Origin of the sequence: Streptomyces aurantiacus JA 4570 (assembly GCF_000414115.1) — a bacterium.
Taxonomy (GTDB): Bacteria; Actinomycetota; Actinomycetes; order Streptomycetales; family Streptomycetaceae; genus Streptomyces; species Streptomyces aurantiacus_A.
Map to the genome: position 1 here is coordinate 1 of NZ_AOPZ01000003.1, position 12,756 is coordinate 12,756.

General features: G+C 69.6%; 12 protein-coding genes and 1 pseudogene. 5 read left to right on the plus strand and 8 right to left on the minus strand.

Annotated elements, in window-relative coordinates; translation table 11 throughout:
- Positions 1–138: 138 nt before the first annotated feature.
- From STRAU_RS00095 to STRAU_RS00130, 8 genes are all read right to left on the minus strand, one after another.
- Complete coding sequence (locus STRAU_RS00095; RefSeq protein ID WP_016638154.1) at positions 139–957, minus strand: hypothetical protein; 819 nt, start codon at positions 955–957, stop codon at positions 139–141.
- Positions 954–1,205, minus strand: coding sequence for a hypothetical protein (locus STRAU_RS00100; protein WP_016638155.1), 252 nt, complete (start codon positions 1,203–1,205; stop codon positions 954–956). The genes STRAU_RS00095 and STRAU_RS00100 overlap by 4 nt, the downstream gene beginning before the upstream one ends.
- Positions 1,202–3,433, minus strand: coding sequence for a hypothetical protein (locus tag STRAU_RS00105; RefSeq protein ID WP_016638156.1), 2,232 nt, complete (start codon positions 3,431–3,433; stop codon positions 1,202–1,204). Before STRAU_RS00105 ends, STRAU_RS00100 begins: the two co-directional genes overlap by 4 nt.
- A 3-nt stretch (positions 3,434–3,436) precedes the next feature.
- A complete protein-coding gene (locus tag STRAU_RS00110; RefSeq protein WP_016638157.1) occupies positions 3,437–4,009 on the minus strand; it encodes a hypothetical protein in 573 nt (190 codons plus the stop codon).
- Positions 4,010–4,252: 243 nt separating this feature from the next.
- The gene (dnaB, locus tag STRAU_RS00115; protein ID WP_016638158.1) at positions 4,253–5,698 is read right to left on the minus strand and encodes a replicative DNA helicase; all 1,446 of its coding nucleotides are present in this window, start codon (positions 5,696–5,698) and stop codon (positions 4,253–4,255) included.
- An 81-nt stretch (positions 5,699–5,779) separates the two neighbouring features.
- On the minus strand, positions 5,780–6,856 hold the full coding sequence (locus STRAU_RS00120; RefSeq protein ID WP_016638159.1) for a hypothetical protein: 1,077 nt from the start codon (positions 6,854–6,856) through the stop codon (positions 5,780–5,782).
- Between the two features lie 724 nt (positions 6,857–7,580).
- Complete coding sequence (locus tag STRAU_RS00125) at positions 7,581–8,828, minus strand: helix-turn-helix domain-containing protein (protein WP_037656757.1); 1,248 nt, start codon at positions 8,826–8,828, stop codon at positions 7,581–7,583.
- Positions 8,828–9,151 (minus strand): putative quinol monooxygenase, encoded by a 324-nt coding sequence (locus STRAU_RS00130; RefSeq protein WP_016638161.1) that lies wholly within the window; start codon positions 9,149–9,151, stop codon positions 8,828–8,830. Before STRAU_RS00130 ends, STRAU_RS00125 begins: the two co-directional genes overlap by 1 nt.
- A 293-nt stretch (positions 9,152–9,444) precedes the next feature.
- Between STRAU_RS00130 and STRAU_RS00135 the strand changes: the two genes are divergently transcribed.
- From STRAU_RS00135 to STRAU_RS44610, 5 genes and pseudogenes are all read left to right on the plus strand, one after another.
- Positions 9,445–9,933 carry a hypothetical protein gene (locus STRAU_RS00135; RefSeq protein ID WP_037656759.1) on the plus strand — a complete coding sequence of 163 codons (489 nt, stop codon included), beginning with the start codon at positions 9,445–9,447 and terminating at the stop codon, positions 9,931–9,933.
- Positions 9,930–10,343, plus strand: coding sequence for a hypothetical protein (locus STRAU_RS00140; protein WP_158691984.1), 414 nt, complete (start codon positions 9,930–9,932; stop codon positions 10,341–10,343). The genes STRAU_RS00135 and STRAU_RS00140 overlap by 4 nt, the downstream gene beginning before the upstream one ends.
- Positions 10,340–11,926, plus strand: a complete 1,587-nt coding sequence (locus STRAU_RS44360) for a coiled-coil domain-containing protein (RefSeq protein WP_016638164.1) — start codon at positions 10,340–10,342, stop codon at positions 11,924–11,926. Before STRAU_RS00140 ends, STRAU_RS44360 begins: the two co-directional genes overlap by 4 nt.
- A complete protein-coding gene (locus STRAU_RS00150; RefSeq protein ID WP_063890306.1) occupies positions 11,926–12,429 on the plus strand; it encodes an RRQRL motif-containing zinc-binding protein in 504 nt (167 codons plus the stop codon). The genes STRAU_RS44360 and STRAU_RS00150 overlap by 1 nt, the downstream gene beginning before the upstream one ends.
- Positions 12,422–12,634 (plus strand): annotated as a pseudogene (locus STRAU_RS44610) (DNA translocase FtsK); the annotation flags it as partial. The gene STRAU_RS00150 and the pseudogene STRAU_RS44610, both read left to right, overlap by 8 nt.
- Positions 12,635–12,756 lie beyond the last annotated feature (122 nt).

A 12,756-nucleotide genomic window follows, 5' to 3' on the forward strand; every position in this document is an offset into this window, starting at 1 on the left:
CCGATCGCTGCACCCTGGCCGAAGGCGCGGGAGCGTGGCCACCCGATCGGGCTGCCACGGACGGGCCGGGCGCCGTAGCGTGACTTGGGGACTGCTCCTCGCCCAGGTAGATCCGCAGGAACACCTCGAGTTCCCTGGTCACGAAACCGGTCCGTCGGGCATCCAGGCGCGGATTTCCAGGCCGACGATGGGGGTGCCGGGTGTGATGCGGTCGTTGTCGACGAGCCATTTCTGTACGGCAGCGGTGACATCGCCGCCGGCAGCGTCGACCATGGCTTTGAACTCGCGGCCGTCGAAGCCTTCTTCGCCGGATCCGGGGCCGCCGCGGTTGTCGGCGTAGGCGCGCTCCTCGGTGCCGTCCCGGCGCTGGACGACGTTGCGCCGCACACCGGGGGAGTCCGCCCGGCGGCCGGCGTCGTGCGTGAACGAGCCCTTGCGGGCCCGCACCGTGAACGCGATCTTCCCGCCGAACCGGGCCGCGTCCTCGACGACCGGCACCAGCCGGCTCGCGCCGGACGCGATGTGCTGCTTCCCGGCCTTGGCCAGAGACGACGACCACGCCTTGACGGGCTGCCCGTCCGGGCCGAGCACCGGCCGGCCGCGCCGGTCCGTGACCGTCTTCTCCGCCCGGACACGGGTCCTGCCCCGCACCCGGGCCCGGCCACCGGCCTTGGTCAGCCGCGGTTGCACATGGGCGGCGGCCAGCGCCTTGAGGCTGGCCAGGTCGCGGGGCCCGCCGGCCTGGACCTCCTGGACCACCGCCCGCAGCGCATCCACCATCGACGCGCCCTTGTTCTTCGTGAAGAACTGGCTGACCAAGGACGGGTTACGGCCCAGGATCTCCCCGACCTGCTTCTTGTTGAAGCCAGCCTCCAGCAGCTGCTCGGTCAGCCGCGCCGCCTCATTGCGCTGCGCCCGGCGCCCACCGCCGGCACTTCGCCTGCGTCGCGGTGTCACGCCGCCACCTCCCCAACCCCACCGTCACTGTGTTCGTCCTCAGCGGTCTCGCAGTCGTGACCGGAGAGCGTCGTGGTGTCGTCGCCGAACTGCTCGACACCCGCCCCGGCCCCGCGCCAGGTCACCTCTCCCTCGCCGCCGCAGTCGTGCCCGGAGGACGCGGTGTCCTCGTCATCCCACACCACATCACCCGTCGCACCGCACACCGGGTGCTCCCACTGCCCGCCCCACACCACATCGGCGCTCACAGGCCCTCCGCCTCCACGGCCTGGCGGCCCAGGCGCTGCAGCACGTAGAACTCCTCATCGCTGGTGGGGGTGGGCTGCTCCCAGGGCATCGCGCCCTTGAGCAGGAAATCGCCCGGCTCCCCGCCGTAGGGCCACTCGGGACGCACCGAGCTGTACACGGCATCAGTACGGAACGCCAGGATCGCCCCCGCGGGCAGATGCAGCGCACCGGCCCGCAGCGGCTTCCCGCTCTGCGGATCCTTGCTGCTGGTCGGCCCGTCCAGCAGCGCCGCCCGCGCCGCCGACCACACCCCGGCCGCCCACTCCGGATGCGCATACGGATCCCGCGCGAACCCCGCGTTGCGCTCCCAGGTCGCGTGCGTATCCGTCAGACCGGTCAGCCGCGCCCCGTCCGGGATCTCAGGAACCTCCCCGCCCGCACCGAGCACCACCGAACCGGTCGTGATCCGCGGCCGCTGCGCGAACGTCCCGATCCCGTACAGCAGAATGCTGCGCACCGCCCGCGAAGCCAGCCGCGCGGCCTGACGCTGCTGCTCATCGCCGTGGAACTCCGCCAGCGCACGCAGCGACCGCCAGGCGTCCTTCAGCTTGGCGGACCAGTCCTTGAGCGGGTCACCCTTCTCCCAGACCAGCCCGTCGAGGATCTCAATCCGCCAGGGCTGCAGCGGATTGCGCAACGCCACGTTGACCTCGGCGCCGCCCGCCCAGGTGACGAACGTCCGCCCGCCCTCATACGGGTAGTGCCAGGCCCGCTCACCGGGCGCGGGCGCAGGCAGCAGACCGACGTGCTCCCACCCCTTCGGAATGGTCACCCGGACCTGCCAGTGGCTCGGCGAGAACAGGGCGTTGGACTGCTCCTTCTCACTCATCGCCGCGAACGCGGACGCCGTCACCCGCCGCGGCACCCCGACACCGGAGCTCCAGGTGTGCTTGGCGTAGGCGAAGGTGCGGTCGGCCTCGAACCAGCCCGGCACCCGCTCCGCCACCCGCGGCGGCACGATCAGCTCGGTGCGGCCCTGCCCGGCGGTGGCGTGCAGCAGTCCGCGGATCTCCTGCGACATGACCGGGTAGCCATCCGCCCACTTCGCGCCGGCCTTGGCGGGAATGGTCCGCGACCACAGGTCCCGGCCCGTCTGCGACGGCGAGCCCATCAGCACCACGTCGTCCCAGTGCCGGTGCAGCGCCTTCCACAGTTCGACGAACGCGGCCCGCACGGTGGCCGGGTCGGCGCCCTCCGGGTCGAACCACTCGCCTGCGGAGCGGATCTCGGTGTGCTGGTCCGCGCCGCGCTGCCAGCGGCCCACCGGATTACGGGGGTGGACCAGGTGCCCGGCCTGCCGGTCCTTGCCCCGCGAGGACTCCACCTGCCAGCCCTCCGGCAGCGGACCGTTCAGCCACTCCGCCACCGCGTCCTTCAGGAACTGATGCCCGCCGGCGTTCTGGTGCCAGGGATCGCCCGCCGTGACGTAGATGCGCTCCACTGCCGCGGGCACCGTCGCGTACACCGCGGTCAGGATCTCCGCGACACTCGCGCGCCCCAGCTCCAGGGTCACCGCGCCGCCCTGCCACACCAGGACACCGCTCCCGGTATCCAGGAACGCCATCTGCCGGGTGGCCTGCTTGAAGTTGGGCCGCTTCGAAGCCAAGCCCTGCTCGGCACGGAACCACCCGTCACCGGCCGGACCCTCAGGAATCGACGGCAGGGTCCGTTTCTGCTCCTCACCCGGAACGGAAGCGGCAGATGCGGGGGCGGGCATGGACGGCGCGCTGGGTTCGGCCGGGGCCGCCAACTCCTGCTCCTGGTCATGGTTCTCGGCGGCGTCGGTGCTCGGGGCCTGTTCGCCGACAGCAGGCTGCGTCGCGGCGGGCAGGTCAGGCGTCGGCGCACCTGCCACTTCGTTGATCGACTGTGCGGCCGTCTGCGGCTCCGCGGGCGCCTCGGCGGCGGAACGGGCCGGGGCCGGCTCTGCGGGCGCGCTGGCGGGACCCTGCGGGCCCAGGGCGGGTACCAGGGCGACGACGTCGATTACGGAGACACCCGCGGACGTCGCGAGCCGGTCGGCCTTCGCCTTCTCGAACGCGCCCAACTCCACGATCTTCCGGTCCCGTTGGGCCTCCAGCTTGGCCAGCTCGGCCTGGAGCTTCGCGAGCTGCCGCGTCAGCGGCTTGATCTCGTCCCGCACCTCACGGAGCTCGGCGAGGCCCTCGGTGTAGCCCTTGTTGGTCATGGCTTACTCCTGCGTGCGGGGCGGGGACGGAATGAGCGCCGGCCGGGTCTGGACGGTGACGCGGTAGTCGGAGGGAACGGAAACCACGAGATGGCGTTCGGCCTCGATGGTGACAACGGCCTCGCCCAGGACGACGTGGCGGTCGGTGGGCGCAGCGGGGGCGGGGGCTCCCGGCAGCAGATCTGAAAGCCGCAGCACCTTGACGGGGGTTCCCTCGCCCTGCCGCCAGGTGGGCGCCGGCGCGTGCAACTGGGCGGCGTAGCGCTGGGAAGGCCGGCCGTAGAACTCGATGCGGCGGCGCGGCCCGGTCCCCACCCAGTCCCACCGCTTGTTGCCCTTGTCAGGGTTGGGCACCACGTCGAAGACGCCGACAGTCTCGCCGCGGCGGCAGCCCACCACGACCGCGATCCTGTCCGGGTCGAAGTGCATGTGGGTGGTGCTGGCCCCGACCCAGGGAGACCAGGCGGAGAGGATCACGTCAGCGGGGCTGCTGATGCCGCGCTCGACCTCCGGCCAGCGCTTCACGACGCTCACCGCGAGGACGAGGTCGGGTTCGTTGGGCGATTCGGTCGTCACGGGCAACCTCCGCCGGGGGTAGGTGAGTCGACACCACACCGTAGTAACATCAGATTACTCATTGCAAGTGTTAGTGAGAGTTACTTTCCCGCTGGTGGTCATCTGCGCTGCGCCCTCACGTGCTCCCACGCCCGGCGAAGACCGGGCGATGCCAGAGCGGTCCACGGCGTGAACCTCGATCGTGGGCGGGCAACCCCGAGCCCGCCTAGCAGAGTAGAGTTATGCATGATATAAATCTGCGCTTCAGGTCTGGGCCATGTCAACGAACCGCGAGTAGTGCAGTTGTGAGGCGACTGTGATCGTTGCCGTCGGGCCGTTGCGGTGCTTGCCGACGATCAGGTCCGCTTCCCCCGCACGAGGACTCTCCTTCTCGTACGCGTCATCTCGGTACAGCAGGATGACCATGTCGGCATCCTGCTCCACGGAGCCGGACTCGCGGAGATCGGATACCTGAGGCTTCTTGTCCTGGCGCATCTCGGGCCCGCGGTTGAGCTGCGACAGGACCACGATCGGCAGGTGCAGCTCCTTGGCCAGCAGTTTCAAGCTCCTGGAGATGTCGGCGACTTCCTGCTCGCGCACCTCCGCGCGCCGCCTGCCGCCAGCAGTGATCAATTGCAGGTAGTCGATGACGATCAGCGCCAGATCCGGCAGCCGCGTCTTCAGGCGGCGGCACTTCGCCTGGATCTCCGGGAGGCTGCGCGCCGACTCGTTGATGTACAAGGGCGCGTCGTTGTACACCTGGACTGCTCCGGCCAGCTTCTCCCACCCCGCCTCATCCAGTGTGCCGGACCGCAGGTGGTGAAGCGCGACCTTGCCCTCCGCGGACAGACAGCGCATGTTCAGCTCGTCGATGCTCATCTCCAGGGTGATGAACGCCGCCGGCCGAGCCGCATCGGGCTGCTGGTTCTTGCCTCTGGGCATGGTGCACGCCCGTGCGAAGTCCATGGCCAGGGTCGATTTGCCCATGCCCGGCCGTGCGGCCACCACAATGACCTGCCCCGGTTGAAAGCCGTTGGTCAACGAGTCCAGGTCGACAAACCCTGTTGGGACCCCGGTCATGCCGGTGCCAGATTCGGCTGCCTGGATCAAGTCCAGCGTGCTCCCCAGCGAGTCACGCGGCGTGCGGAAGTCGTCCTCACGGTCCCGGCCCTCTGTAACGGCCATGATCTCCGCGGCCGCACCAGCGGTGATCTCATCCAGCGAGCCCGTGCCCTCATAGCCCATCTGCACCACCCGCGTGCCCGCCTCGACCAGGCGGCGCAACACGGCCCGCTCCCGGATGATCTCCGCGTAATGCTCTGCGTTGGCAGCCGTCGGCACCGTCTGGACGAGGGCGTGCAGATACGTCGGGCCGCCCACCTTCTGGAGCTCGCGTGTTCTTGAGAGCTCGGCAGCCAGCGTGATCGGGTCGACGGGCTCACTGCTCGCCCGCATGCGCACGATCGCCCGGAAGATCGTTTGGTGGGCGGGGCGATAGAAGTCATCGGCAGCCAACACGTTGATCACTTCATCGATGGCCCGCTTCGACAGGATCATTCCGCCCAGGACGGACTGCTCGGCATCCAGGTCCTGCGGCGGCACTCGCTCGAACTCGGGGGAGGCGCGCTGCCTCAGGCCGGGCAGGAACGTCTCCGGGACGTCCTCCGAAGGCCCGGGGCCCGGGGCGGCTGACGGTGCGACGCTGGACACAGGTACTCCTCTGCGGCATAAGGGGATTGCCCGAGCGACGGCCGGACTCATTGCCTGAACGGCCGCCGCTCCGCTGACTGGTCAGACGGTCGGCTTACGCAGACCGGCCAAGAGGCCAGCCACCTTGGCCGGCATCGGGACCGGCTCGAAGTCGGGCTCTGTCGGCAGACCCGGCGGGGCATCCCCGCGCTGAGTCGGAACACCGCGGCGGCGGCCAACCCGGCGGGGCAGGTCATCAATCCGGGCCTTGAGAGTCGCCGGGAAGCGCTTCACGCCCTCCGGGTTCTGGGTGAGCTCGACCACCAGCTCCTGGTCGAGGTCCCAGCCCTGCTCGGCAGCAGCGACAGCGAGCAGGGGAGCGAGCTTCTTCGCTGTCACGCGCCCCGCGGTCCATGGCCGTGGAAGTTCCTGAAGGAACTGCTCCGCGGCGTCGACGGCCTCGTCGGTCGGGGTGTCGGAAGCAGACTTCTCCTCCCCCTCCTCCCGCGCCGAAGGCGCCGTGTGACCGGAGGTGTCCGTGAGGGGGTAGGGGGAGGAGGTTTCCACCTCCTCCGGGGGGTGTGGGGGGTGGCCGACCCATCTGTTGGAAATCGCAGTGTCGGCCTGACCTGCACATCTGTTGGATTCCAACGCGTTGGAATCCAACAGATGTGTGTTCGACACATTGGAATCCAACGACAGGGTCTGACCTGCAAGGACGTTGGAATCCAACGGATGACTATTCGAACTGGCCGACTCATCCGTTGGAAATCCACCGGTCGGGCTGACCTGCGACGACGCGCTGCTCAGGGTGCGCGCGTGCTCCGGGTTGTTGGCGGGGTTCCGGAACACCGTGAACGCCCACACGGGCCGCTTGGACGCCGTGTCGTACCCGACCTGCTCGTGCCGGACGTGTCCCGCCTTCTTCAGGCGCCCCATGACGCCGCGGAGCCTGCTCTCGCCCATCTTCCAGCCCGTCGCCTGGAACTCCTCGGCCAGCGCCTTCATCCCCGACGGCTGGCCCGGGTCACGCAGGAGAAGCCGGATCAAGACCCCGTAGTCCTCTGGCTGGAGCTCCTCGGCGTACGCGAGCGGCCGGGAAACGACTACCTCCTCCGGCGGCTCCCAGGCCCGCGACACCATGGCAGCACTGAAATCGGCCACCGTCATCTGCGTCACCGGCGCACCGCCTGCACGCCAATGGACCGGCTCGCGCCCGGCACCAATGCAGGAGAGGAGAACAGGCTGGGGCTCATGGCACACCTCCAAGTGGATGTTGTGCCGAGAACCCTGCTCATCGGGGCTTGCCGATCGGCTTGCCCAGAGCACGGATGGAGCAGGTGAGAGGCTTGCCCGTCTCGGATCAGCCAGGGCAAGCCACCGTTGGGCAAGCCTTTCGGGCCCTCAGGTCGCGAAGGGCGGCGACGCCTGGACGGAGTGGTTGCCTCATAGATGAGGTTGTGCTGGTTTGGCACCTGTGGTCCCTAGATCTCTAGGGAGCCGATGGTCAGCAGGCGGGCTGTGTGAGCCAGGCCACGTGATCAACACTCGCACTGGAGCTTCGCTAGCGAGGTTGTCTATCCTGATACCGGTGACCGCGGGCCCTGGTGGTCCAGGCACCCAGCGCGGTCACCGCGCTGACCACGACTCCGGATGCTTGCCGGCAGGGAGTCGCCTCGACGGCCGTCCTGTTAGAGCAGGGCGGCCGTCGCTCGCTTACGGAGGGCTCGAAATACGGGTGCGGATCATTCTTCTCTTTCTTGCTCCTGGGGCTGCGGAGGGCTCGCCCACACGAGGTAGCCCTGGCGCGCGGTCTGGCGAGGGCTGTGGCTTCTCGCCGGAGGGGGGAGGGCGCCTGAACTGCTGGCGCCCGTACCGGAGCCGTGAGGCTTGCCGTTGTCGATCATGAAGCTTCGGCGCCCGCTCGATCAGCGAGCTCGACCAACTCCGCAGGCGCCGAATCGCCGCTGATCAGCAACAACTCCCGGATCGTAGCTCTCGCGTCCGTGTGCGAGTGGAGCATCTCGGGAGCGAGCTCCTCTGCCCTGAGTAGGCAGTCCTGAGCTTCCTGTGTCTGCCGACGCTGGAGATACGCCCGGCTCAGGTACATCAGGAGCCGGGCCTGCCGCTCCGAGGACAGGCATGAAGGGTCGAGCTCCTGCCCGATGTCGATGGCTTCACCTGCGTCACCGTGCTCAACACTGGTGGCGACGGCTTGAATCTCCACGTTCGTCGGACCGAACTCGAGACCGAAGTCGTTCCGGTCCCCCTCCATCGAAAGCGCCACTCTCCGGGCAGCCTCGATGGCGGCTTTGGCCTTGGTGCGCCTGCCTGCGCGCGAGTGGGTCAATGCCAGGACCAGGTGTAGGGAGCCCAGAATCGAACTCTCCTCAGGGCGCGCCGAGCGATCTGCCAAGTGATCACGAAGGGTCTGTAGAGCGGTACTTGCCGCATGCTCGGCCTGGTCGAGGTGCTTGAGCCGAACGAAGGCGTGGGCGAGGCGGAAGATGCCCGCGAACACCTCGAGTGGCTGGCCCGAGGCTTCGGCTGCTCCGATGGCCCGTTCCGCGGCGACCCATGCCGCGTCCGCCTCATTTTGGCGGGCGAATGCTGCCGACAGTGCTTGGTAGGTGCGAGCAAGCAGGCGGAGGCTGGCAAGGCGCTCGGCCCCCGTGTACGTACGCACTGCGCGCTCGAGCGCGGGCACCAACGTTTGGAGCTCGGCGGTGAGCTCGGCGAACTCGGAGCGGTGGGCCAATTCCCAAGCTGCGTCCACGCTCTCCGTCAGGTCCGCTACGGAGGTCGGCCGCTCATCGCCCCCGCCCGCGTCGGGGAGCAGTGCGTCCAGAGCAGGGTGACCGGAGATCAGCAACCGAGCCCCATCGAGGTCGTTAGCCGGGGGCGGCATCGACGGCTCCTCCGGGTCGGCTGCCGGCAGCGACGGTTCGAGCTTGATCAGAGATACGCCGAGCTGGTTAGCAAGGTCGTGTAGCAGGTCGAGGTTCCGTACAGGGATCAGCCCTCGCTCTACCTGGGACATCCAGCTTGCGGACTTTCCGAGGCGCGCCGCCAGGCTCTGCTGGTCGAGGCATGCTGCCTTGCGGAACTCCTTGACACGTTGCCCGAAGGCCCGCTGCTGATCTTCCGTCACTACCTCTCCCGTGCAGATGAAGGCCGCTTGCCGACCACCTCGTCGAGGAACGTCACCTCGGTTTGGATCAGGTGCTGCCCGCGCTCGGTCAGGAAGCGCTTCACGTGCGGCTGCTCCTCGTGCTGAAGGAATGCCTCGCGGTCCTCGTACAGCTCGTAGAAGACGCGCACGGTGGGCTCGTCGACCGGCGTGTGGCTGACGTAGACCAGGGTGCCGGGCTCCGACGCCTTGATCCCCTCAAGGGTTTCGGCGGCCAGATGGTCGAAGGCGGCGGCTGCGGCCGCGTCTCGGGCAGTGAAGCGAACTACCAGGCTGTACGCCATGTGGTCCTCCCCTTCGTGGTGTCAGCGCGGTCACCATCTCACAGCATCAACCTGATTGCGAATACCTGCTGCCAAGCAGTGAAAGCGCTGACAGGTTGCGAATGGTGTGTTGACTCGCAACCAGACTGCGAATAGCTTCGGAGTCAGATGCTCCGCGGCCCTCGGGCCAAGGAAGTGCCTATTCGGCATGTCTCCATATGCCGTCTGAAATGCAAAAACGGCTCTCCGGGTGGTCTTGGCAGAGACCCGGAGAGCCGCGCACAGGCCGTCCGATCTGAAACGGAGTACGACCCGTGAACACCATGATTGCAGGTCAACTGACTGCCTCCCAAGCCACCGAGCTGGCCATCGTGGAAGCTCTGTTGGAGCTGCAGCGGCTGACCGGCGTGAGGCTGGGCGTGTGGCTCGGCGCACCGGGCGAGTCGGGCGATGCGCGGGCGGAGCGGTTGGAGTTCCTGGCCGACGTGATGCTCGGGATCGACGAGGGTGAGCGGCACCGGGCCGGGGAGAAGGCCAAGGCGGCGCGGGTGGCGGAGCTTCACCGCGTGGTGCTCGATGAGCCGGTCGACGGTCCGACGCTGCTGTTTAGGCACGCGCACGGAGACCCGGAGGACTGGTCCGCGGCGGACTTCGATGCCTTCGAGAACATCGCCCGCACGACCCAGTTGTCCCGGGAGCGGGAGCGGGAGCCGGTGGTCGTGGTGGAGGAGATTCCCGCCCTCCTGCCGGTCGGGCACGCGGCCGCCGTGCGCGAGGCGTTGGCGGGGGTGTGGGCCGCATGAGTGCGACGACTCCCACCGGCGTGGACGCGGCGCGGGCTTCCGCGGTCCGGCTTCAGGCCGTGGTCACCACCTGGTCCATCACTGGCCTGGTCCTGTTCGGTGCCGCCTGGGCGCTGGGCCTGCAGGCGAGTTGGTGGCAGCGCCTGTTCCTCGCGGTCCCGGTCACCGTCCTGGCGTGGCTGGATACGCGCGGCATCGACGCCGTGGTGGAGATGCGGGTGAGCCTGACCCGCGCGCTCAGTGACCTCAACTGGGCGCAGATTCCCCTCGCGGTCGCGGGCGGGGCGTGGCTGCTGGGCCTGATGGCCGATGCCGGGCAGCGCTTCGCGGTCGGCGCGGTCATCGCCGTGGTTGCTGCCCTGTATCACTTCGCGCCGCACGCGGCGGCGCCTGCCGGGGGTGCGGGATGAGCCTGACCGATTTCCGCACGGCCAAGCGGCAGGATCAGGAGTCGGCGCGCGAGCAGGACCGTGAGGACCGCCGGCTGGCTGCTCAGCTCAACGCCCAGGCGAGGGAGCAGGAGCGGCTGGATGAGGCGGCGCGGCGTGAGCAGGACCGGCTCGATGCCGCGCGTGCTGCCCAGGAGAAGAAGGACCGCGAGGACGCGGAGCGGGCGGCGAAGGCGCAGCAGGACCGGGAGCGGGCGCGGGAGCGGGCGCGGCGGCGCAAGGAGCGCCGGGATCTGGTGCGGCGGCGGCTGGCTGCGGTGCCGAAGTGGCTGGCGGAGCACCTGGACTTGTCGTCCGCGCTGGTGGTGATGCTGTGCAGCATCGTGCCCGCGCTGATCTCGCAGGCGTCGACGCTGAGGCGTACGGGCCTGGTTGAGGAGATGGGGTTCGCGGGCTGGGTGCTGGTGGCGTTGCTGCCGGTGATGCTCGAGATCGCGGCATGGGCGGCCACGGCGGGGGAGACGAAGGCGCTGCGGCAGCGGCGTTCGCCGTGGCCGTACCGGATCGCGGTGTACGTGTTCGTGGGGCTGGCCGCGGCGGTCAACTTCTGGCACGGCGCGCAGACCGGCGGTGAGCGGTGGGGGACGGCGCTGGGCGCCGTGCTGGCGGCCTCGTCGGTGTTTCCGGTGGTGCTGTTCCAGCTGGTGCAGCTGGGGCGGCATGTCGAGTACCGCGACGAGCGGCGTGCGCAGCGGCTGCGGCGCCGGGAGGCGCGCGCGACACGGAAGCTGCGCCGGTCGAAGCTGCGGGCGGTGTGGGATGCCGCGGTGCGGCTGCGCGCGGTCGCCGGGCATGAGCGGCTGTCCGAGGAGGACGCGTGGCAGGTCGCGTATGCGGTGTTCGAGGGCGCGGGTTCGGAGGCGCTGTCGGACGAGGTGGTGGCGCTGTTGTCGGCGGAGCTGCTGGGCACGCTGGTCGAGGCCGAGGGGCGTCGGGCGGTGGTCCTGGAGGAGTTGGCCGAGGTGCGCCTGGGGCGGCGGAAGCTGTCGGAGGTGCTGTCCGTCAAAGAGTGCGGGGAGGGGCTCGAGGAGCGTCCGGTCGAGCCTGCGGCCGCGTCCGGGGCGGCGTCCGTGGTGCTGCCGGCGCGGTTCTTTGAGGCGTCCTCCACGGAACTAGTTGTTCATCCCGGTACGCCCCGGTTGCGGATGGAATCGGAGCAGATCAACACGTCCGTCCCCGCGTCCGCACGCGCGTCTGAATCCGCGCCCGCGCCTACCCGCGATACCGCGCTCCCGCGCACGCGGAGGGCCAAGGCCGCGGGCGGCGCGCGGAAGCTGTCGCCGGGTGCCCGCAAGGCCGCGGCGGTGACCGCGAAGGCCTACAGCGCGAGCGAGAACGCGGAGCTCGAGGAGTGGATCCGCGGCCAGCTCGCGGCGGGCAAGAAGGCGGGCGCGCAGGAGGTCGCGGACGAGACCGCGCGGCGCCGTAAGGAGCGGCTGACCAAGAAGCGGGCCGCTGAGCTGGGCCGTCCGGGCAAGACCTGGTGCTACGACCGGATCGCCGCGGCCAAGCGCGCTTCCGGCAAGCCGGTGCGGGGTGCGTGATGCCGAACATCAGCCTGCGGTACTGGGATCCGGACGGCGAGAAGTTCGGCCTCCCGACCTGGCCGGTGAAGATGGGTCCGGACCCGGAAGTGCTCGCCACCGTCCGGCAGTTGAAGCAGCGCGGGCTGCGCCCGGGCGGGCACGAGCCGGCCGGGCAGCTCGGCTGGCGCATCTCGGGCGGTGACCGGTTCGCGTACCTCTACCCCGTCGCGCGGGCCAAGCCCCGCCGGCCGATGACGGAGGCCCGGTGGGCGGCGATAGCCAAGGCCCTGCGCGCCCGCCGGATCTGCCCCGAGTGCAACACCGAGCAGAACGGCGACATCCCCCGCAAGACGGGCCGCTGCGACGACTGCGAGGACCGCGCCACCACGGGGCTCGCGGGAGAAGAACCACAGCCAGCTGAAGAGCGCGAGACGAAACCGCCGGTCTCTACCGACCAAAGTGAAGCCCGGCACCCGTCCCGCGCCCACCCCACTGACGGAGGCGTGAGCAAGCATGACTGAGACCGACACCCGGACGGAAATCGGCACCGGCGCCCTGGACCGGCAACTGCTGTGGGACGCCGCCTCACTGCTCGTGGCCACGCAGTTCGGGTCCCGGTCGATGCTGCAGCGCAAACTGGGCATCACCTGGAAGCAGACCGGCGTGGTGATGGACGCGATGGAGGCGTTCGGCGTGGTCGGCCCGGACCGCGGCGCGGAGGCCCGCGAGGTACGGATCAAGCTCCGGGAGGACCTCGAGCCGGTCTTCGAGGCGCTCTACGGCGACGGCACCGCCGACGTCGTCGCTGGGGCCCTGGCCGGCCACGAGCAGGCGGCGCCCGTCGACTT

Excerpts from the sequence above, each read along its gene's own strand:
- STRAU_RS00105 (WP_016638156.1), bottom strand. The coding sequence starts at position 3,433 with ATGACCAACAAGGGCTACACCGAGGGCCTCGCCGAGCTCCGTGAGGTG.
- STRAU_RS00130 (WP_016638161.1), bottom strand. The coding sequence starts at position 9,151 with ATGGCGTACAGCCTGGTAGTTCGCTTCACTGCCCGAGACGCGGCCGCA.
- STRAU_RS00140 (WP_158691984.1), top strand. The coding sequence starts at position 9,930 with ATGAGTGCGACGACTCCCACCGGCGTGGACGCGGCGCGGGCTTCCGCG.
- STRAU_RS44360 (WP_016638164.1), top strand. The coding sequence starts at position 10,340 with ATGAGCCTGACCGATTTCCGCACGGCCAAGCGGCAGGATCAGGAGTCG.
- STRAU_RS00150 (WP_063890306.1), top strand. The coding sequence starts at position 11,926 with ATGCCGAACATCAGCCTGCGGTACTGGGATCCGGACGGCGAGAAGTTC.